This is a genomic window from Streptomyces sp. WMMC500, assembly GCF_027497195.1.
Lineage (GTDB): Bacteria > Actinomycetota > Actinomycetes > Streptomycetales > Streptomycetaceae > Streptomyces.
This window is the reverse complement of the sequence record NZ_CP114905.1, coordinates 6,481,158-6,501,754: the sequence shown is the minus strand read 5'-3', so window position 1 is coordinate 6,501,754 and position 20,597 is coordinate 6,481,158. Positions and strand designations below refer to the sequence as shown.

The 20,597-nt window shown below is 68.8% G+C and carries 19 protein-coding genes and 1 pseudogene; 7 read left to right on the top strand and 13 right to left on the bottom strand.

Annotated elements, in window-relative coordinates; translation table 11 throughout:
- The first annotated feature begins 160 nt into the window (after positions 1–160).
- Positions 161–631 carry a hypothetical protein gene (locus O7599_RS27965; protein WP_281623546.1) on the top strand — a complete coding sequence of 157 codons (471 nt, stop codon included), beginning with the start codon at positions 161–163 and terminating at the stop codon, positions 629–631.
- A 198-nt stretch (positions 632–829) separates the two neighbouring features.
- On the opposite strand, the gene O7599_RS27960 is transcribed toward O7599_RS27965, so the two are convergent.
- The 5 genes from O7599_RS27960 to O7599_RS27940 form a co-directional block, all read right to left on the bottom strand.
- The gene (locus O7599_RS27960; RefSeq protein ID WP_281618371.1) at positions 830–1,237 is read right to left on the bottom strand and encodes a rodlin; all 408 of its coding nucleotides are present in this window, start codon (positions 1,235–1,237) and stop codon (positions 830–832) included.
- 128 nt (positions 1,238–1,365) lie between these two features.
- Complete coding sequence (locus O7599_RS27955) at positions 1,366–1,677, bottom strand: hypothetical protein (protein WP_281618370.1); 312 nt, start codon at positions 1,675–1,677, stop codon at positions 1,366–1,368.
- Between the two features lie 219 nt (positions 1,678–1,896).
- Positions 1,897–2,871 (bottom strand): SDR family NAD(P)-dependent oxidoreductase, encoded by a 975-nt coding sequence (locus O7599_RS27950; RefSeq protein ID WP_281618369.1) that lies wholly within the window; start codon positions 2,869–2,871, stop codon positions 1,897–1,899.
- A gap of 4 nt (positions 2,872–2,875) precedes the next feature.
- Positions 2,876–3,730, bottom strand: a complete 855-nt coding sequence (locus O7599_RS27945; RefSeq protein WP_281618368.1) for an NAD(P)-dependent oxidoreductase — start codon at positions 3,728–3,730, stop codon at positions 2,876–2,878.
- A 60-nt stretch (positions 3,731–3,790) separates the two neighbouring features.
- Positions 3,791–4,657: an oxidoreductase gene (locus O7599_RS27940; RefSeq protein WP_281618367.1), complete on the bottom strand. Its 867-nt coding sequence runs from the start codon at positions 4,655–4,657 to the stop codon at positions 3,791–3,793.
- 110 nt (positions 4,658–4,767) lie between these two features.
- Between O7599_RS27940 and O7599_RS27935 the strand changes: the two genes are divergently transcribed.
- On the top strand, positions 4,768–5,415 hold the full coding sequence (locus O7599_RS27935; protein ID WP_281618366.1) for a TetR family transcriptional regulator: 648 nt from the start codon (positions 4,768–4,770) through the stop codon (positions 5,413–5,415).
- Between the two features lie 93 nt (positions 5,416–5,508).
- Positions 5,509–6,693 (top strand): low temperature requirement protein A, encoded by a 1,185-nt coding sequence (locus O7599_RS27930; RefSeq protein ID WP_281618365.1) that lies wholly within the window; start codon positions 5,509–5,511, stop codon positions 6,691–6,693.
- Positions 6,694–6,853: 160 nt separating this feature from the next.
- Here O7599_RS27930 and O7599_RS27925 read toward each other — a convergent pair whose 3' ends face one another.
- Together O7599_RS27925 and O7599_RS27920 are read right to left on the bottom strand one after the other, a co-directional pair.
- A complete protein-coding gene (locus O7599_RS27925) occupies positions 6,854–7,837 on the bottom strand; it encodes an aldo/keto reductase (protein WP_281618364.1) in 984 nt (327 codons plus the stop codon).
- A gap of 106 nt (positions 7,838–7,943) precedes the next feature.
- Positions 7,944–8,411: a nuclear transport factor 2 family protein gene (locus O7599_RS27920; RefSeq protein ID WP_281618363.1), complete on the bottom strand. Its 468-nt coding sequence runs from the start codon at positions 8,409–8,411 to the stop codon at positions 7,944–7,946.
- A 97-nt stretch (positions 8,412–8,508) separates the two neighbouring features.
- On the opposite strand from O7599_RS27920, the gene O7599_RS27915 reads away from it, so the two are divergent.
- The gene (locus O7599_RS27915; RefSeq protein WP_281618362.1) at positions 8,509–9,153 is read left to right on the top strand and encodes a TetR/AcrR family transcriptional regulator; all 645 of its coding nucleotides are present in this window, start codon (positions 8,509–8,511) and stop codon (positions 9,151–9,153) included.
- A 334-nt stretch (positions 9,154–9,487) separates the two neighbouring features.
- Complete coding sequence (locus O7599_RS27910; protein ID WP_281618361.1) at positions 9,488–11,101, top strand: recombinase family protein; 1,614 nt, start codon at positions 9,488–9,490, stop codon at positions 11,099–11,101.
- Between the two features lie 61 nt (positions 11,102–11,162).
- Here the strand turns inward: O7599_RS27910 and O7599_RS27905 are convergent, their stop codons facing one another.
- The 6 genes and pseudogenes from O7599_RS27905 to O7599_RS27880 all read right to left on the bottom strand — a co-directional run bounded on the left by O7599_RS27905 (position 11,163) and on the right by O7599_RS27880 (position 16,886).
- Positions 11,163–12,599, bottom strand: a complete 1,437-nt coding sequence (locus O7599_RS27905) for a replication initiator (RefSeq protein WP_281618360.1) — start codon at positions 12,597–12,599, stop codon at positions 11,163–11,165.
- 246 nt (positions 12,600–12,845) lie between these two features.
- Positions 12,846–13,631 (bottom strand): IS21-like element helper ATPase IstB, encoded by a 786-nt coding sequence (istB, locus tag O7599_RS27900; protein ID WP_281618359.1) that lies wholly within the window; start codon positions 13,629–13,631, stop codon positions 12,846–12,848.
- Positions 13,628–14,854, bottom strand: coding sequence for an IS21 family transposase (gene istA / locus O7599_RS27895; protein ID WP_281623545.1), 1,227 nt, complete (start codon positions 14,852–14,854; stop codon positions 13,628–13,630). Before istA ends, istB begins: the two co-directional genes overlap by 4 nt.
- Positions 14,855–15,051: 197 nt before the next feature.
- A pseudogene (locus tag O7599_RS27890) lies at positions 15,052–15,247 on the bottom strand (hypothetical protein).
- On the bottom strand, positions 15,244–16,545 hold the full coding sequence (locus O7599_RS27885; RefSeq protein WP_281618358.1) for an FtsK/SpoIIIE domain-containing protein: 1,302 nt from the start codon (positions 16,543–16,545) through the stop codon (positions 15,244–15,246). The pseudogene O7599_RS27890 and the gene O7599_RS27885 overlap by 4 nt, the downstream one beginning before the upstream one ends.
- The gene (locus O7599_RS27880) at positions 16,542–16,886 is read right to left on the bottom strand and encodes a hypothetical protein (RefSeq protein ID WP_281618357.1); all 345 of its coding nucleotides are present in this window, start codon (positions 16,884–16,886) and stop codon (positions 16,542–16,544) included. Before O7599_RS27880 ends, O7599_RS27885 begins: the two co-directional genes overlap by 4 nt.
- 165 nt (positions 16,887–17,051) lie before the next feature.
- On the opposite strand from O7599_RS27880, the gene O7599_RS27875 reads away from it, so the two are divergent.
- Positions 17,052–17,831, top strand: a complete 780-nt coding sequence (locus tag O7599_RS27875) for a GntR family transcriptional regulator (RefSeq protein ID WP_281618356.1) — start codon at positions 17,052–17,054, stop codon at positions 17,829–17,831.
- Between the two features lie 855 nt (positions 17,832–18,686).
- Positions 18,687–20,054: a sporulation protein gene (locus O7599_RS27870; RefSeq protein ID WP_281618355.1), complete on the top strand. Its 1,368-nt coding sequence runs from the start codon at positions 18,687–18,689 to the stop codon at positions 20,052–20,054.
- The last annotated feature ends 543 nt before the right edge of the window (positions 20,055–20,597 follow it).

Below are 20,597 nucleotides of genomic sequence, written 5' to 3'. Positions count from 1 at the left end.
CTTCGGAGCACCCCGGCAACCGGATAACCGGAGGTCACAGCGTATTCACAAAACAGTTGAGGCGGATGCGCACAGTGAGGCGCAAGGGAGGATTTTCAGTAATCCAGGGGTTTGTGGAAGCATGCCACTGAAAGTGTCGTTTTACTCACTGGTGGTGACCATGGGCCAGCACGCCTCCCGAATCCCCTCCCGTACGCAGCGCGCCCTGCTGCGCGCCGGCCTGATCACGGCGGCGGCGGGCTCCGCGCTCGCGGCCGGCGGAGCCGCGGGGGCCGCCGCGGCACCCGCGGACGGCCTCGCGGGCAGGCTGCCCGACGCGGTGGACACGCTGGACAAGATCAAGGTCGGCGAGAACAACGAGATCGACACCGACGAGGTCAATGCTGCTCTGGCCGGCGTCAACCGGGGTGCGGACACGGCCAGGCGCACGGCGCTCGCGCCGCTGACCGACCTCCAGCTCAACCCGATGGCCAAGACCGGCTCCGACCCGCTGGACAACTCGGTCGGCACGCAGATCGGCGAGAACGGTGCGCCGGTGAGCACCGCGGCGGTCACCGGCCCGCTGGCCGAGGGCGCGTCCCTGCAGGAGCTGCCGACGGTCGGCCCGTTCGCCGCCGGCCTCGTCGGCTGAGCACAGCCGCCTGGCAGAGCGGTGAGGGCGGCCCGCGGAGAAGCACTCCGCGGGCCGCCTTCGCGCGCCGCGGGCGTCACTCCCGTGCGGGTACTCCTGTACGTGGACTCCCGCACCTGCCCCGCACAAGGACCCGGCCCGGGGCGAGCACGCGACTCGCCCCGGGCCGGGTACCGGGATTCCCCGTTGGTGCCGGACTCAGCCGGCGTCGTTGCCCGCGCCGTTGCCCGAGAGGATCGGGAAGCCGTCCAGCAGGTGGGACAGCGGGGCGTCGCCCTGGTCCGCGCTGGAGTTCTTGGCGCAGGTCTGGTTCTGGTTCTGGTTGAGGACGTCGTCCACGCCGACGTTGACCACGCCGACGAGGTCCTTCACGTTCTTGCCGGCCTGCGGCAGCGCGACGCAGGGCTCGTTGAACGAGCCGTTGACGAGGGCCATGTTCGGGCTCATGTAGCCGTCCGTCTGGGTGTTGCCGTATGCCTGCATCGAGCCGTTGCCGTTGGCGTACGGACCGTCGCCGTCGTCGGCGGCCAGCGCCTGCGGGGCGGCCATCGCCGAGGCGCCGACCAGGGTGACGGCAACCGCCGCGGACTTCAGGTACTTCCTCATGTTTTTCTTTCCTTTTCCGCCTGAGGGAACAACGATGCGGGCACGCTGAAAAGACTCCGCACCCGCGAGTGAGTTATCCGAAAACGTCCGTTCGGACGATCGGATGCATCCGGAGCGAAACCGATCGCTCAGGAGCCGCCGAGGGACTCCACGCCGGCGGGCGCCAGGACGTCCTGTGGCAGGACGTCCCGCATGACGTCGTGCGCCGCATCGTCGACCGGCCGGGTGACTTCTCGGACCTCCGGCCCGTCGACCGGCAGGTTGTGCTGCACCAGTTCGGTCGTGGGCTGGTTCACCAGACCCTCCACGGCCTGCGCGGCCGCGGCGTCCAGACTCAGGTCCGGGTTGGTGAGCCCGGGGTCGATTGCGCCCGCCGGGCCCGCCGCGCCGAGCGCCAGAGCGGCACCGCACAGGACCACGGCAGACTTGACGTACTTCAATTGGCATCCTTTCCGCCACGGAGTCTTCGGAGCGAGTTCCTCACCGTCGAAGCGACGGCCGTTCTCCCGAATCCCCACCTTCGTCATGCGAAACGAGGGCGGCGCGCCGACGACACGGCGCGCGGAACAATCGCGCTCAAGTCCCTCGTGCGGACCAATAGTGCGATTATCAGGGGAGCAAGGAAAAGCGCCCCGGGAATGCCATGAAATGCCGCACGCTCAGCGACGGCGGCTCAGCACGGTGGCACCGAACCCCCACAGGCGCTCGGCGTTCGCGCCATCGAGTGCGTAGGCCGCCACCCCGGGCACGCCCGGTTCCGTGGGCCGTTCCGTGACCCGCGGCGCTTCGTTGACGTCCTCGAAGTAGCGGCCTCCGATGTCGGCGACCAGCGGAGAGGCCGCGAGGAAGACGGATGTGGCCGCGCCCTGCTCGACGGTCTTGCGGTACGGCTCGGGCGTCCGCAGCCCGCCGGTGTGCCGCTGGAGGTTGGTGGCGACGGCACCGGGGTGCAGGGCGTTCGACCTGATCCCGTCGCCTGCCCAGCGCCGGTCCGCCTCGACCGCCATCAGCACTTCGGCGGTCTTGGACTGGCCGTACGCGCCCAGCGCGTCGTACGGGCGGAAGCGGTAGTCGACGTCGTCGAAGACGACCGGGGAGAAGAGGTGGCCGCTGGAGGCCACGGTCACCACGCGTGCCCCACCGGCCTCGGCAAGCGCGCCGTGCAGGCCGCGGGCCAGGGCGAAGTGTCCCAGGTAGTTGGTGGCGAACTGTTGCTCGTGGCCGCCGGTGCCGCGCTCCAGTTCGGGGAGCATCATGATCCCGGCGTTGTTGACGAGGATGTGCAGGGGGCCGGTCCAGGCGGCGGTGAAAGCGTGGACCGAGTCCAGGTCCGCGACGTCGACGCGGGCGACGTGAACGGCGTCGTTGCCGGTCCTGGTGCGCAGGTCGGCCGCGACCGCCTCGCCGGCGTCGGGGCGTCGGACGGCGAGGGTGACCTCGGCGCCGGCAGCCGCCAGCGCGCGGGCCGTCTCCACACCGAGGCCGGACGTGGCGCCGGTGATCACGGCACGCCGGCCCGAGAGGTCGACGCCGGCGATCACGTCCGCGGCGGTCGAGTGGCGGTCAAAGGGACTGCGGAAGAGGTCGGACACGGTGCTTCCTCGGTGGGGGGCGGTTCCGGTCGCCCGCGTCATGGCGTCAGTTCCCCGTCATGCGGGTGAGTTCGGGAAGTCCCCGGGCGCCGGCGGCGGCGCGTGCCACGACCGTGTCGCGTTCCTCCCCGGCGTTCCCGGCGGTGGCGGCGGCGAACAGGTCCATGTCGATCAGTTCCAGCTCGCGCAGGTGGTCGGCGTTCTGCGCGGTGATCGAGGGGCCGAAGGCGGACAGCGCGAAGCTTGCGGCGGAGCCGGAGCGAAGGACGTCCAGGAGCGGGGCGAGGGGGAGGTCGAGTGCCCGGGCGACGGCGAGGGCGTCCAGCAGGTTCTTGTGGTTCATCATCATGACGGCGTTGTTGAACAACTTGCCGTACTGGCCCGCACCGGCCGGCCCGACATGGATGACCTGCTTGGAGAAGCTCTCGAAGACCGGGGTGACCAGCCGGAGGGCCGCGTCGTCGCCGCCCGCGATGGTCGTCAGCTCCCGCGCCACGGCGACCGCGTGGCCGCCGCTGACCGGCGCGTCGACGATGTGAATGCCGGACGGGCCGGCCAGTTTCTGCAGGCGGTGCGCGGTCGCGGGCAGGCCGGTGCCGTGGTTGACCAGGACCGAGCCCGGGCGCATGTGCTCCAGCAGCCCTTGCTGTTCGACCAGTTCGAGGATGTCGGAGTCCTCGCGCAGACACAGAGCGACCACGTCGACGGCGCGGGCCAGGTCGGCCAGCGTCTCGTGCGCGGAGTACGGTCTGCCGTCGAGGGCGGCGAGTGAGGCGGGGCGCCGGGCCCAGGCGTGCAGCGGAAATCCGGCGTCCGCGATGGCCTGCGCGAGGGGCGCGCCCTGATCGCCGAGACCTACGAATCCGATGACCGGCCGGTCCGCGATGGTGGTGTCGGGCATGGTGCGGTCCTTGACGTCGGGTCCGGCGCGTTGCTCACGCGGTCCGGACGGGCGGTTTCCTCAGGCGCCGATGGCGTCGAGTGCCGTGATCGCGTCCGCGGGCAGGGCGAGGTCGACGGCGGCGACGTTCTCACGCAGGTGGGCGACGGAAGAGGTGCCGGGGATCAGCACCGTCGACGGCGAGCGCTGCAGCAGCCAGGCCAGGGCGACCTGCTGGGACGATGCGCCCAGGCGGTCGGCGACGTCGGAGAGGGTCTGCGACTGCAGAGGGCTGAAGCCGCCGAGGGGGAAGAACGCGGCAAAGGCGATGCCCTCGCGCGCGCAACGGTCGACCAGGGCGTCGTCGGCGCGGTTGGCGAGGTTGTAGAGGTTCTGCACGGTGACCACCGGCGCGATGTCCTGCGCCTCGGTGAGCTGGGCGTCCGAGACGCCGCTCAGCCCGAGGTGGCGAACGAGGCCCTGCTCGCGCAGCTCGGCCAGGGCGCCGAACTGGTCGGCGATCGAGTCCTCGGTGACGCCCTCGTGCGAGCCGGTGCGCAGGTTGACCACGTCGAGGACGTCCAGGCCGAGGTGCCGGAGGTTCTCGTGGACCTGGGCCTTGAGGTCGGCGGGGTCCAGGGAGGGGATCCAGCCGCCCCGGTCGTCGCGGCGGGCGCCGACCTTGGTGACGATGTGCAGGTCGTCGGGGTAGGGGTGCAGGGCCTCGCGGATCAGTTCGTTGACGACGGCGGGGCCGTAGAAGTCACCGGTGTCGATATGGGTGATGCCCAGCTCGACCGCCTCGCGCAGGACGGCGACCGCCTGGCCGCGATCCCTGGGCGGGCCGAAGACGCCGGGACCGGCCAACTGCATCGCGCCGTATCCCATGCGCGTGAGCGTCAGACCGCCGGTGAGGGTGAAGGTCGGGAGCTCGGAGGTGGTCGTCATGCGGGCCGTCCTTTCCGGTGCCGTCCAGCCACATCTAACTGAACGGTTACACCGTAGACCGGAATGCCCGAATAAGTCAAAGGCCGGTTACTTAGGCTAGCCTGGGTCTCATGGCTACGAAGTCGGACGAGACCCACCCGCGGCCCCCACGCCCGCGGAACTCCCGCGCCACCAAGGCCGTGCTGCTCGCCGCGGCCACGTCGGAGTTCGCCGAGCGCGGGCTGGCCGGGGCCCGCATCGACCGCATCGCGGAGCGCGCAGGCGCCAACAAGCGCCTGCTGTACGTCTACTTCGGGGACAAGGAAGCGCTCTTCGAGGCCGTGCTGCGGCACGAGATCGGACAGCTCCTCAAGGAGACGCCCCTCACCGACGGCGACCTCGTCGCCTTCGCGGCCGCGCGCTTCGACTACATGCTCGCCCACCCCGAGACGGCCCGGCTGGCGGCCTGGCGCCGCTTCGAGCACGCCCACTGGAGCGAGACCGAGATCGAGAGCTACCGGACCAGGGTCGACGCCGTGGCCGCCGCCCAGCGTGCGGGCCGCCTCGACGACAGCCTCCCCGCCGTCGACCTCTTCGCCGTGGTGCTGCGCATCACCGAGAGCTGGCTGGACGCGCCGCCCGCGCTGAGGGCCGTGGCGGGCACACAGCCCCTGTCGGCCGAGCGGCTCGACGAGCACCGTGCCGCGCTCCTCGAATCCGTACGCCGCATCACCGCCCCGCGGCGGTCCGGCCCGGAGAGGGACGCGTCGGGCGCATGAGCGCACCCGCCACGCCGAACGCCGGCCGGCCACCGCTCCCACGCCGGCCGCGCACGGCATCCCCGCTCAGCCTCCCGGCGAAGGACCGGGCGCGTGGACGCCGGCAACCCCTACCTGCGTGAGCGGGCCGAGGACGCAACGGCGGTCACGCCCGTCGAGCTCTTCTTCGACCTCGTGTACGTCTTCGCCGTCACCCAGATCTCCCATCTCCTCCTGGAGGACCTGAACCGGCACGGCGCCTTCCACGCGGCACTGATCCTGCTCGCGATGTGGCAGGCATGGATGTATGCGACATGGATGACCAACTGGTTCGACCCCCGGTCCCTGCCGGTCCGCGCGGTGCTGATCGGGACGATGCTGGTGAGCCTCGTCGCCGCGGCCGGCGTGCCCGGCGCCTTCGGCGACCGGGGCCTGTGGTTCGCGGGAAGCTACGTGCTCATGCAGGTCGGCCGCACCCTCGCCGTGCTGTGGCTCAGCCGCCGCGACCGGGCCCTCCGCCGCACCTTCCAGCGCATCACCGTCTGGATGGCCGCCTCCGCGGTGCTGTGGATCGCCGGCGGCTACGCGGCGGGCGGCACGCGCGAGCTCGTGTGGCTGGCCGCCGTGGTCGTCGACAACACCGGCCCCCTCGTCGGCTTCCGGGTGCCCGTGCTCGGCAGGTCCGGCACCGAGGACCGCGCCATCACCGGCTCCCACATGGCGGAGCGCTGCCATCTCTTCGTGATCATCGCCCTGGGCGAGTCCATCCTCGTCACCGGCGCCACCTTCGCCGGCCACCGGCCGAGCGCCACCACACTGGGGGCGCTGGTCATCGCCTTCCTCGGCAGCGTCGCCCTGTGGTGGATCTACTTCGACCGCTCCGCCCGCCTCGGCGCCCGGGCCATCGGGGCCGCCGCCGATCCGGCACGCATCGGCCGCATCGGCTACACCTTTCTGCACATCCCGATGATCGCCGGCATCATCGTCACCGCGGTCGGGGACGAACTGACCATCGCCGGACCCCGCCACCCCATGACCACGGCGACCGCAACGGCCATCCTCCTCGGCCCGGCCCTCTTCCTCGCCGGGCACCTCCTCTTCCACCGCACCGTCTCCGGCTTCTGGGTCCCCTCACGTCTGCTCGCCCTCGCGGCGCTGTGCCTGCTGATCCCCGTCGCCACGGTCACCGAACCGCTCGTCCTGTCCTTCCTGGCCGTGCTGGTCGTCGTGGCCGTCGCCGTGAGCGACACACTCCACGGGCGCACACGCGGCACGGCAAGCGCCGCGACCCAGCCGTGAACACCCTCGTCGGCACACGCGGCCGACGCCAGACCCTGCTGACCGCCGGGATCCACCGCCTTGTTGAACGAGCGGACGATGCCCTCGACCTGCGCTCGACCACCGTCGACCCGGGTCGCGGTGACGCCTGCCTGTCCTCCGGGGCCGCGCCGGTCGGCTCTCAGCCGTTGAGGAAACCCATACCCTCCGGGGCGTAGCGGTCGCCGGTGACCACACCGTGCGGGGCGACCGCCTCGATCGCGGTGACATCGTCAGCGGTCAGGGTGATCTCGGTAGCAGCGACGTTCTCCTCCAGGTAGCGGCGGCGCTTGGTGCCGGGGATGGCCACCGCGCCCTGGTGCTGGACCCAGGCGAGCGCCATCTGGGAAGGGCTGACGTCCTTGGCTGCGGCGACGCGGCGGACCTCGCGTACGACTTCGAGGTTGCGGTCGAAGTTCGCGCCCTGGAAGCGGGGGTCGGTGCGGCGCCAGTCGTCCTCGTCGAAGTCGTCTGGACTGGTGATCGCGCCGGACAGGAAGCCGCGCCCCAGCGGAGAGTAGGCAACAAGGCCGATCCCCAGTTCCCGCAGCGTGTCGAGCACCCCGTCGTGCTCGATCCCGCGCTCGAAGAGGGAGTACTCGGTCTGCACAGCGGTCAGCGGGTGCACCGCGTGGGCGCGCCGGATCGTCTGCACGGACGCCTCGCACACGCCGATGTGGCGCAGCTTGCCCTGCTCGATCAGCTCGGACAGCGCGCCGATGGACTCCTCGATCGGCACGCCCGGGTCGATGCGGTGCAGGTAGTACAGGTCGACATAGTCGGTGCCGAGGTGCCGCAGGGACCGGTCGAGGGCATGGCGCAGGTACTCGGGCCGGCTGTTGAGGCCGACCATCCGGCCGTCGTCGGTGATCTCCATGCCCGTCTTGGTCGCGACGGCGGCGGTGTCCCGGCGCCCGGCCAGGGCCCTGCCGAGCAGTTGTTCGTTGATGAACGGGCCGTAGCTCTCCGCGGTGTCCAGCAGCGTGACGCCGAGTTCGAGGGCGCGGTCGATGGTGGACAGCGACTGCGCCTCGTCGGTGGCGCCGTAATAGGCGCTCATGCCCATGCAGCCGAGGCCCTGGCTGCCCACCTCCAGCCCCTGACTGCCCAGTTCCCGCTTGTCCATGACTCCTCCGTAGGTGCGCAACCGGCCGGGCCGAGTGCCTCGGCCGGGCATCTCGCCGGCATGCCCTCGTGGGACACGGGCACCGCGTGTGTTCGTACCGCGCCGCTCAGGGCTTGCTGGGGCGGGTTTCGGTCCAGTCGACCATCAGGCGGCGTTCGGCGAAGAACCACTCACCGTCCTGCTTGACGAACTGGTCGAGATAGCGGATGGACGCGATCATGATCGTGCGCTCGTCGTCCGTGCCGTACGAGATGTGGTGGGCGATGCAGTAGCTCTCACCGCTCGCCCGGTCGCCGTCGAGGATGACTGTGCTCTGGCCGTTGAAGTGGGTCGTGGCCTTGTAGGTGTTGAGGATGTCGAACACCGGCGCCAGAGAGTCCCGCCCGTGCGTTTCCTGCGTCGGCTCGGCCGCGGTGGCGTCCATGAAGGTCAGGAAACGGGTGTCCTCGGTGAACAGGGCCATCTGCCCCCTGGCGTCCCGGCGGTCGGCACAGTGCGCGTACGCGTCGATCAGCTCGCGGATGGCAAGACGGTCGGCAGCTTCCTGAGGCGACAGCGAGTCGTGGGCGGCCATGAGGGGCTCCTTCGTGAAACTATCGGACGCTTGAATAACAGCACTGGTCACAGGGGTGCGCAAACGGAGAACGAGACACGCGGCGGAGGCAGACCTGGTGAGCGATCGGACCGATCCCCGCATCATGCGCACCGTCGGCGCCCTGCAGCGCGCCGCCGTGGAACTCGCCTCAGAACGGCCCGTCTCCCGGATCACGGTGGCCGAGCTGACGAAGCGTGCGGGTGTCACCCGAGCCACCTTCTACAACCGCTACAGCACCGTCCTCGACCCGCTCATCGAGGTGCTCTACGCCGATCTGGAGACCGGACACCGGCTCGAGGACCGACATCGCGCCGAGGGCTGGGCCGATCAGGACCTCCTGCGCCTGGCCGTCGGCGAGGTCGCCGACCATGTCGAGCGGTACGCGGACCTCTACCGGCAGTCCCTCGGCGATCCCGCAGACCGCGGAATCTACACCGCGCTGGTGGACCATTTCGACAACTACGCCCTGGCCTACCTGGCGCGCTGCACCAGACAGGCAATCCCCGGCACTCCCGAAACCGGACACCAGGTGGTCGCCCAGTTCCTGGCACACGGCTTCGCCGGCGCCGTCAAGGCATGGCTCGGCGATCCGGACGTCACGCGAGAGGATCTCGTCGAGGCCGCAGTGGCGTGCGCACCTGCCTGGTGGGCGCCCGCGGGCGGGGGCCCGGACGCCGCGCCGCACCTGGCTGGTCACTGTTTCACAGCGGAAAAACCTTGAAACTGTGGCAGATTCTCAGCCGCTGAGACCCGGCGGTCGTTCGACAGGGCCCAGGGGTCATCCCCTGCCCATCGCCTCGCTTTGCGTCGCCGACCGCCGGCAGTGGCGCAGAATGACGAGCCCTCGCAGGACCCGGCGACGGCTCGTCCCGGCCCACGTCGGCCGGCACCTCAGCCATCCGGCCGACGGCATCCCCCTCCGCCACCGTGGCCGCCGCCTACGGCTTCTTCACCGTCAGCGGGAGCAGCTTCCTGCCCGTCGGGCCGATCTGGATCTCCGTGTCGAGCTGCGGACACATGGACTCAGTCTTAAAACTGCAGTAGCCTGCGACGACATGGGGACCCGAACCAAGCGCCGCACCGCAGCCGAGCGGGCGGCCTACTCCGTAGACACCGAGTGGACCGAGGCCGACTTAGCCCTCCTCGCCGAGCTGCAGGAGAAGGAGGCCCAGCTCCCGGCTGACGCCCCACGTGCCTTGCTCTCGGTCCGGCTGTCGGTCTTCACCGACGACACCACCTCTCCCGTACGTCAGGAGCTGGACCTACGCGCCCTTGCCATAGAGAAGGGGTATCGAGTGGCAGGCGTGGCCAGCGACCTCAACGTGTCGGCCACGAAGGTCCCACCGTGGAAGCGGAAGCAGTTGGGCGACTGGCTCAACAACCGCACGCCGGAGTTCGACGCCCTTCTGTTCTGGAAGATGGACCGCTTCATCCGGAACCTGAGCGACCTTAACACCATGATCAATTGGTCGCTGAGGTACGGCAAGAACCTCGTCTCCAAGCACGACACCATCGACCTGACCACCACGGCCGGGAAGATCATGGTGACGGTCATCGGCGGCGTGGCCGAGATCGAGGCCGCTAACACCAGCACGCGAGTGGCGAGCCTCTGGGACTACGCAAAGACGCAGTCGGACTGGATCGTGGGCAAGCCGCCGTACGGCTACGTCACGGTGGAAGACGACGACGGCCGGGTCAGGCTGGCCATCGATGAGACCGCCTACAGGGTCCTGCACTGGGGGCGACGGATGGCTCTGCGGGGAGTGCCCCGTCGCCGCATGGTCCATGTGATGAAGCGATCGGGACTCGTCAGCGACGGCCTGACGGTAGCCACGCTGACCCGTCGTCTCCGGAACCCCGGGACCATGGGGTACCGGGTAGAGGAGGACAAGAACGGTGGTTACCGCCGCTCCAAGCTGGTCCTCGGACGCGACGGCAAGCCGATCAGGATCGGGGAGCCGATCTTCACTGAGGAAGAGTTCGACACTCTCCAAGCGGCACTCGACAAGCACGCCAAGAACCAGCCGCAGCGCTCCCCGAGCGGAGCGACGAAGTTCCTCGGCGTACTGATCTGCGCGGTCTGCAAGTCGAACATGACGGTGCACCACACCCGGAACAAGTTCGGTGACTACAAGTACCTCCGCTGCCAGAAGTGCAAGAGCGGCGGCCACGGCGCACCCGACCCGGACGCCGTGTACAGCCGACTCGTCAAGGAAGTACTGGGCGTCCTCGGGGACGAGCCCGTCCAGGTCCGGGAGTATGCCCGCGGCGAGGAGGCCCGTAAGGAGGTCAAGCGGCTGCAGGAATCCATCGCCTACTACATGAAGGAGCTGGAGCCGGGCGGCCGGTACACGAAGACCCGGTTCACCAGGGAGCAGGCGGAGGAGACGCTGGACAAGATGATCGCCGACCTTGATGCCGTCGATCCCCAGACCACCGAAGACCGATGGATCAAGGTTCACAACGGCCAGACGTTCCGTCAGCGCTGGGAAGCGGGAGGCATGGAGGCCATGGGTGCGGACCTCCGGCGCGTCGGCATCCAGTGTGCGGTCACTCGCACGAAGATCCCGAAGCAGCGTGCCCCGAAGGTGCACCTGAAGCTGAGAGTCCCCAAGGACGTGCGGGATCGTCTGGTGATCAAGCAGGACGACTTCGCTGAGGAGTTCTGACCTCTCACATACGAGCACGTAGAAGCCGCCTCCTCGACTCGCGAGAGGCGGCTTCCATGTCTCATGCGAACCATGACGCAGGGTCGAACGGCTCCTCGTTCCCCTCGTCATCCACGATCACGATCTCGCTCTCGATTCGCGCTTCCGCGCGGAGCCGCCGGGACTCTTCAAGGTCTTCCGCGACACCTGCCGCGATGAGCGCCGCACCGGGCGTGTGTCCCGACCCGACGTAACGCCATTGGCCATCGGTGACGGTCCCCTCGCTGGACGGCTTGCCACTCTGTTGGCTCTCAGTCCACGCAGCCCGCAGCGAGGCGTACGTAGTGGAGTAGGCACGTGACTTCGTGAGGATGTGTCCTCTGTAACCGAGGCAGTGGGCCCAGGCACGCAGCCGCAGCGGCTCGAATTCGGGGAGTCCGCCGAGACGCCAGCAGGTTCGCATGAGGGTACGTACGTGATCGCTTACCGCGGCCGCGTCGATGTCGTCCCAGGAGGAGAGGCGGTAATCGGTGCCGGCGCATGCATCGGCCGCTCCCTTAGTGACGTACTTGGCCACGTATGCGGCTACGGCGTCATCGGCCGGGGCCGCCTCGTCGGATGACAGAGGCCGAACGTCGATCTCGCCGCCCCACCGCAGTGCGATCTCTCCCGCGGCTCTGCTGTACGGGGCACACACCACAACTTGCCGTGCCGAAACCCGGACGGCATCCGTGACACGCTCAACCGTGCCCCACGTGGGAGGCACGTCATCCGGCCCGGCCGGGCCGTCCAGCCGCACGACGACGTGGATGTGGACAGCGGCCCGCCGTTGATACTCGGCCACCCGGGCGAAGGAGAGGCGTGCGTGTTCCGGGAAGCGCGACTGTGTCACTCCGGCCGCACTGGCGAGGTGGCGTCGGACTCCGCGGACGAAGCGGTCCCACAGCTCCCCAGCATGCGCGTGCCAGAGGACGTGTGCCGTGTAGTCGTAGCAGGCCGGGCAGAGCGGTTGGCCGACGAGGGGGTCTGCCGAGTCGTGGACGGTCCCACAGCTCAGCGGGCGGCCGTGTTCGCACTCGCCCCGGCCACGACGAGGGCGACATCGTTCCTCAGCATGGTGGACAGCACCGAAGGACGGCGCGGTCAGGGTGATGAAGAGGCGAGGCCGCTCACGAACGGACGGAGGGACGCTCTTGCCGCCGAGGAGGCCGGCACGGACGAGGTGGTACGTGTCGCCCGCGTGCAGCCGGGAGCACGGGCGGCAGACAGTCGAGCGGCGGTTGCGGCAGCGGACGGCCAGCCGTTCGCCGGGTTCGTGTCGGGTGTCGTAGTGGTGGAGGATCTCGCCGGTCGCAGCGTCGCTTGTGGTGGTCCAGCCGGAGAGGTGGACCGGGCGAGCACAGCCGCCCGTGGCGATGATCTGTCGTAGCCAGCGGTCGAACTGGGGGTTCTGGACGATGCGGATGGCATCACGGTCTGTGTCGGAGAGCTGACGCAGGCGCGCCGCCAAGTCGAGCACGACGCGCCTGTCAGCCGGAGTGGTCTCGCTTGTGATGGTGGTGACCTTCCGGGGTGGGCCGCCGCAGCGGCCAGACGGACGAGGGCTGGCGCGGTGTCGTCCATGGGTGTTGCTCCCTTCTCTTTGGTCAGGCGGCCTCTCGGTCGTTCAGCGGATCACTCCCCGCCCCCGGCTGTCGGCAACGGCCGAATCGTGGGCCAGGCCCATCGGGTGAATATTGACCCTTGTCGCGTCAGTTGATGTTGTTCATTCCCTGGTGTTGGCGGTGGGAACCCGGCCGAGGTCGCGTCCGCGCATGCGGTAGCTGTCGCCCTTGAGGGAGATGACTTCGGCGTGGTGGACGAGGCGGTCGATCATGGCGGCGGCGACGGTGTCGTCGCCGAAGACCTCGCCCCAGCGTCCGAAGGGTTTGTTGCTGGTCACGATCACGGAGGCGCGTTCGTAGCGGCCGGAGATGAACTGGAAGAACAGGTTCGCCGCTTCGGGTTCGAAGGGGATGTAGCCGACCTCGTCGACCACGATCAGCGGGATCCGGCCCAGCCGGGTCAGCTCGTCGGTCAGCCGGCCCGCCTGGTGGGCTTCGGCAAGGCGGGTGACCCACTGGGCGGCGGTGGCGAACGCGACCCGGTGACCGGCCTGACAGGCCCTGATGGCCAGGCCGATGGCGAGGTGGGTTTTGCCGGTGCCGGGCGGCCCCAGGAAGATCACGTTCTCTTTCCCGGCGACGAAGTCGAGGGTTCCCAGGTGGGAGAGGGTCTCGCGTTTGATCGAGCGCTGGTGGTCGAAGTCGAAGTCCTCCAGGGACTTCCGGGAGGGGAAGCGGGCTGTGCGGATGCGGCCCTCGGCGCCGTGAGCATCGCGGGCGGCGACCTCACGTTGCAGGCAGGCGGCCAGGTATTCCTCATAGCCCCACTCCTCCGCGCGAGCCCGCTCGGCCAGCCGACTGGCGGCGTCCCGCAGGGCGGGGGCTTTCAATGCCCGGGTGAGATAGACCAGTTCGGAGGCGACGTCGCGGGTGCTGGTGGTGGTCATCGTGCGCCTCCGTCGATCACGTGGAAGATGCGGTCGTAGTCGGCTAGGGATCGCTGTTCGACCTGGAGGTCGACGGCGGTGGCCAGGGCCGTGGGCTGGCGCCGCAGGGAGCCGGCGGCCTGGGCATGGACCGGGTCGGTGAGCGACTGGTGACGGGCCCAGCAGCGGGCATGCCGGGCAACCTCGGTGCCGTCACAGACCGCGACGACCTGCTCGAGATCGGCCGTGACCTCGACGCGACGGCCGACCGCGAGCGGGTGGACGGAGTAGTCGTTGGTGTCGACGCGGACGTAGTGATCTCGCGGCAGCCTGAGCGAGGTCTTCCACCAGGCCGGCGGATCGACCGCCGGCAGCGGCAGCATCCGGGCCTTGTCTGCCTCCAGCCGGTCGGACGGGCGGGCCTGCAAGGCGCGGTGGATGCGCCGGTTGGCCTTGGTCAGCCAGTCGGTGAGCTGGACGTTGAAGTCCGTCGGCGAGGCGAAGATCCGCCCGGGCAGGAACGAGGTTTCTAGATAGCCATTAGCCCGCTCCACCAGCCCTTTGGCCTCCGGATCAGCGGGCTTGCACTGGATGACCCGCACCGCCAGCAGGCCGGCGAAGGCGGCGAAGTCCTCGCTCAGCTGCGGGCGTCCGCCTCGCCAGGACCCGACAGCGGGCTCGTTGTCCCAGACCAGAGCCCGCGGCACGGATCCCAGCCGCCTCAACAGCCGCCAGTGTCCGGCGATCAGATCCGCCGCCGTCCTCGACGGCAGCATCCGCGCGGCGATCCACCGCGAGTAGCCGCAGACCATCACCAACACCGGCGGGCAGCCGGTCTGCCCGAAGCCCAGCGGGATCTCCGCGGGCGGGAACCACAGGTCGCACTGGGCCAGCTCGCCCGGCTCATAGACCGTCCGGGACGCCGGATCCGCCGGCAGGAACTCTCCCCGCAGCTCGCGCACCCGATCACGCAGCACCGTCAGCCCACGCTGCCAGCCGATTCGCTCGGCGATCACTGTCACCGGCATGTCCGGCCACACCGCCAGCAGTTCCTTGATCTGCGGCTCCACCGCGTCCACGATCGAGCCCTTCGGGGCCCGCTGATACTTCGGCGGCCGGTCGGACGCCACCGCCCGCCGCACCGTGTTCCGCGAGATCCCCAGCTTCCGCGCGATCGCCCGGATCGGCATCCGCTCAGCCCGATGCAGCCGCCGGATCTCCGCCCAGTCCTCCACTCCGATCACCATCCCTCCCGGCCGGGCTCAACGAGCCAGACCGTCCAAGAGGGTCAGCATTCATCCGTTGGGAGTGGCACCACATTCAGCCGTTGCCGACACCCGGCAGACACGGCAGCGACGGCGCCGCCCTGTCCACGTCGTCCGGGCGCCTTCTCCCTTGCAGTTCGGGCACCTGACTCGGGGCATGGGCATTTGGCGACCTCCTAGAAGTGGGCGAAGCCGCTGGTGATCCAGGTCATGAAGCCGTCGACCGTGTGGATCACCGGGGTCTGCCCGAGGTAGATCCGAAGAGGCGATGCAGGCCGCCTCCCAGGCGCGTACATCCCGGGAGCGGACGAGGAGAAACGTTATGATCCCGAACACGACCACGAGCGAGACGGCCGTACCTGCGCTGGTCATGACCCGTCTCCCCTCAGCGCCTCAAGGGCCCGGTCCAGGGCGGGCAGCAGCGGGGTCATCTCCGCGTGCCGCACCGCCGCGGTGGTTGCTTCCTCGGTGGTGGTCAGGTGCGAGCGGGCCCGGCTCCAGCCGCCGTCCGGTCCGGTGCACACGGCTACGCCGCTTTCCCCGGGCGTGATCGACTGGGCGACCGCTACGGCGTCCTTGTTCAGGTCGCCGAGGGCCATCTCCGCTGTGGCCGGGTCGTTGACCCGGTGGCAGATCCGGCCGCCGAGCTGGGCGCGCAGTGCGGTGACGCCGGGGCCGAGGTCGGAGCCGATCCGTTGGCCGGCGACGACCAGATGCACGCCGAGTGCCGCGCCGAGCTGGGCGATACGCAGCAGGTAGGTGGAGCACTGTTCGGCTTCCGCCTTGCCTGCGCGCGTGCCGTCGGACAGGTACAGCTCGGCCAGCTCGTCGACGATGACGACGACGGGCACGGGCCGGAGCTTGTCCGGGAGCTCCCAGATCGAGCGGACGCCCGCCGCGCGGCAGACGCGCATGCGGTCCTGTGTTTCGATCACGAGGGCGCCGAGGACGGCGACAGCCTCGCGCCTGCTGGCCGCAAGCGCGCTCAGCCGCCGGGCGAACAGTCCGAGTTCCATGCCGCCCTTGCAGTCGATGCCGATCAGGGCGACCGGTTGCGGGGCCAGTTCGGTGACCAGCCGGGCGAGCAGCGTTGACTTGCCTGACCGGGTGGCTCCCGCGATGAACCAGTGCGGCACCATCCGCAGGTCCATCACCCACGCGCCGCCGCTTTCCAGTGCCCCTATGAGGGCGGACAGCAGGCGGGCCGGGGCCCTGACGAGCCCGGGGCGCTCCAGCGGATCTCGGGCTCTCGCGGTCAGCAACACGAGCCCGCGTTCGGGGGAGGTGACGCGGACGGCGTGGACCTTCCAGACGTGTGCGAGGCCATCGGCCGCCGCCATGACCACAGCCGGGGTCTGGCCGGGGTGCAGGCGAACGGTCACGGTCAGGCCCATCCGGGTTGCCCGCGGGAACGAGATCCGCGGCGGCATCGGCCGCAGCGCCTCACCCTTGACCACCAAGTCGCCGAGCAGCCCCCGCGGCGGCCGCCGGGAGACGGCCAGGCCGGTGAGGATGGCGAGCCTGCGCCAGGTGAACAGCACCCGGCCGGCGGTCACGGGATAGCTGGCGACGTACCAGTGCCAGGCCGGACGGCGCCGCTTGAGGAAGTCGCCGACGACCAGCACCCACGCCAGCACCGCCAGCGCTAAGGCGATCAGGGTCCAGTTCATCCGGTACCACCGCCCTTGACCGGCGGGACGATGGTCGGGCTGATGGAGTCGGCGCGGAAGCTGACACCGTGCCGCTCGCCCATCTGCCAGAGGAACGCGGTCAGTCCGCTGACCTTGAGGATCTGTCCTTCCTCGATCCCCTTCGGCTCTCCGGCCACGGTGATCTCGATCACGGAGATCCGCCGCCCGTCCTGTCGTACCGTCACCGCGACCGTGTAGATCGTGTTGCCGTCGCGGTCCTTCCTGACCTCCTTGGTTTCCGGGTTGACGATCTTTGCTTCGGGCGCGATGGCGCACCGCAGTACGCCGAGCCGCGCCGTGTCCACGGGTATGGACTGCATTGCTTGGGCCTCCTTGGCCAATCAGAACGCCAGTTGATCTGACGTCACTTGTCCTGATGAGTTATGAGTATGTGCCTCTGTACGACCGAGGGTCAACGACTTATTCTGACGAGTGACGCCGCGCGTGCGACGTGCCTACGAGGATGGGAAGACGAAGGTGCCGAGATGAGCGAGATCCAGCGGCCCGGAGCGCTCTACCAGCAGGTTGCCGCCGCCATCCGGGAGGCGATTCTCTCCGGCGAGTTCGAGGCCGGCGCACCGCTGCCCTCGGAGTCCCAGCTCATCGAGCGATACGAGGTGTCCCGCCCGACCGTCCGCAACGCCATCGCGGTCCTGCGCGCGGAAGGACTCATCGAAGTCCGCCACGGCAAAGGCAGCTTCGTCCGCCGCACGCGACAGCCCACGCTCACCATCGAGCGCCGGGTGACCCGCACCCGCAACGGCCGCTTCACGTCCGCGGGCGGCACTGAGTGGACCACCGTGGAAGAGCCCACGGTCTTCCGCTCCCACACCTCGAAGCACACCGGCGCGCTTCTCGGGCTGGACGCGGAAGAAGCGATCTTCGTGTGCGACCGCTTGCTTATGGACTCGGCCACCGGCACACGCGCCCTGCACCGCACGACTATCCCGTTCGAAGTCGCCGAGGGTATCGACGCGCTCGCCGAGACACCGGACAGCGAGCCCGACGCTATCTATGCACTGCTCGCCGAGGCCGGACACAAGCTGTGGTGGTCCGAGACCGTACACGCCCGCATGCCGCTGCCCGACGAGCGGACCACGCTCCAGCTCCCGGACGCCACCCCGGTCATGCACCTCGCCCGGGTCACGCACGGCGCCGACGACCGGCCCTTGATCCTCGAAACGCTTCGCGCCGGGACGGACCGCGCCGAACTCGCCTACCGGATCACCGCCGACAAGCCGCCCGGCCGAAGCCGCAGCGCCTGAGCAACGGGGATCGGTCGAAACTTTCTCTACTTCCTCAAGGGCGCGCCTGCGGCGCGCCGGGCGCCTCAGCCGCCCCGGCCGGGCGTGCGGCGTGCCCGCCGGTCCCGGCCGGTCGGCCGGCGCCCGATGCCCGATGGCGCCCGAGGAGGTGAAGAGGCGACCGTCAGTCGTCGGGCCGGGCCCGCCGGGTCGGGTGTCGCCGTCTTCCGAGGCTTTACGCAGCTCCCATGGGGCGAGCCTCGAAGAGCAGGGGGCCGATCGGGCACCGCCGATCAGCTCCGGGGAGAACAGCTCTCCGCCGGGGAACGTGGGCGGACTTGAATCTTCATCGGCAACCCCGAGGAACAACCAGGACGGCCACTTGCGGAGCGTGACGTCCAGCCGCCTGGACGCCCCCGGACAGCACAGCCGCTCATCCGGGACCGCATGGTTGACGACGTTGGCGACCAGCTCAGCGATCACGATCTCCACATCATCGCTCAGCCACGCGAGCCCCCAGTCTTCAAGGGCTGTCGTAGCCAGCCGCCGGGCCGCGTGCCCAGTGTCCGGCGACTCTGCATACAGGGTCATGGCTCGGAAGTGCTCGACCGGAGGGGATATCAGCGAAGCGTGCACACACGCGGCCACTGAAGCCTCCGTGTCGTGATCTTGTCGCCGCTCCCCATGGCGTCCCTCCGAGTCATTAGCGATCTCCGTACGTCCCCCAGTGAACGACGCGAGCGTGCCAACCGGGAGCGTTCACCAGGGGGTTCACGTGAACACCGGGACGGGGAGGGGTTCACGAATGAACCCCCTGAGGTATGTGATCTGTGACACCATGAACACGAGCCGTCATCTCGGATGGGTGCAGGGAGCATGAACCGAGAGCCGAACGCGCAGCTAATAGCCCTCATGTACGAGGCCGGCGTCTCCAGCAAGGGCCTCGCCAAGCGCATGCGCGACCACGCAGTCCACCAGGGCCGAAGTCTCGGAACAACCCACGTGTCCGTGCAGCGCTGGCGCGACGGCGGGGGCATCCAGCCCCAGGCAGCCGCCGACATGGCGCAGGTCCTCAGCGCCAAACTAAAGCCTCGGGTCTCACTGAGCGATCTCGGCTTCCCCGACCCGTACGAACCCTCTGCCCCCGCGTCGCCCAGCTACCCCGAGACGATGACCGACGCCCTGGCGATGCTCGAAGGCACCAGCGAGGAGCGACCGGAGTCCACGGGCGGCAAGCTGATCATCCCGGACGCCGAACTCAGCTCCGCCGTCCTATCGTGGATGGTCGCCCGCCCGGACGGCGTCCAGCCCGACCGCCCCAGCTCCAAGCGCGTCGGCATGCGCGATGTACGCGCCGTCCGCACCGCCGCAGACATGTTCATGCACCTGGACTTCCTATACGGCGGCGGACACGGCCACAAGGCGTTACGGGCCTACTTCCGCGAAGAAGTCCTGCCGCTGCTCAGCGCCAGCTACACCGAGAAGGTCGGCAAGGCGCTCTACAGCGCCGCGGCCGAGATCTCCCAACTTCTCGCCTGGACCGCCTACGACACCGGGAACCACCGTCTCGCCTACCGCTACCTGACGGGCACCCTCCGCCTCACCCAGGTCATCGATGACCGCATGTTCGGCGCCCGCATCCTGTCCAACCTCAGCCATCAGGCCAACTACCTGGGCAACCACGCGCAGGCCATCCGTCTCGGTCGGGCCGCCGTCGAGGGCGGCAAGGGCAAGTCCACACCCCGCGCCATGGCGTTGTTCGCCGCCATGGCGGCCCGCGCCTACTCCAACGCGGGCAACCCCATCGCCGCAGGACGAGCCATGAACGAAGCAGAGCGCTACTTCGAGCGCGCCGACACAGCCGAAGACCCCGAATGGCTCGGCTACTTCGACTCTGCCGAGCTGATGGGCGAGTTCTGCCACTGCTTCCGCGACCTGAAACAGCGCCGCGGAGCCGTCAAGTACGCCCAGAAGGCCGTCGGCGACACCGACCCTAACTACGCCCGCACCCTCGGCTTCTGCCGTATGGTCCTCGCCAAGAGCCAACTCATCAACGGTGAACTCGAAGCAGCCTTAGAGACCGCTACTCTCGCCGTCAACGCTGGAGATTCCCTGCAATCCGCTCGCTTCCAACGCTACGTCAACGACTTCCAACGTGACGTCAGTGAGCTGACGACTAATCACGTCGCCACAGAGTTCAATGAGCAAGTACGCGCAGCTATCGAGAGCCTGAACGACGATTAGCGTTTATGTCACCAGCCAAGAGTCGATTAACGAGACAGGAACCTGTGAAACGATCGAAAGATTCTAGACGGCAACCACTCTTAGCCAAGGCACACGGCATGCACACCCCTCCAGATCCCCCCGACGGTGCGGACGCCTTCACACTCGTATTACATTATGTGAGCTGGTACGAGCAGGAGTATGCGAGAATCCGCCAGATATCCAGGAAGCGCGTCGGCAGAGTTATCACACTCATCGCAGCACTTAACGCAGGCATTGCGATACTTGGTGTCGCCAGCGCAGTTTGGAAGTACCCCTGGTTTGGATTGGCCAGCACGGGGCTAGCAGGCTGTGCCGGAATCTTGGCAGCACGAAACAATCTATTTCGAGATCAGGAACTATGGCAGCTACGCTCATCTACACTCTCAAAACTGCAACAGCTCAAGAGGGAGATGCAGTTTCGTAGGGCATGCAGCGAAGATCCTAGGGAACTCTCGCGTGACATTCTGGCACAGTTCAATGGCATTCTAAAGGATGACCTTATCGGATGGTCGGGTATAAGTC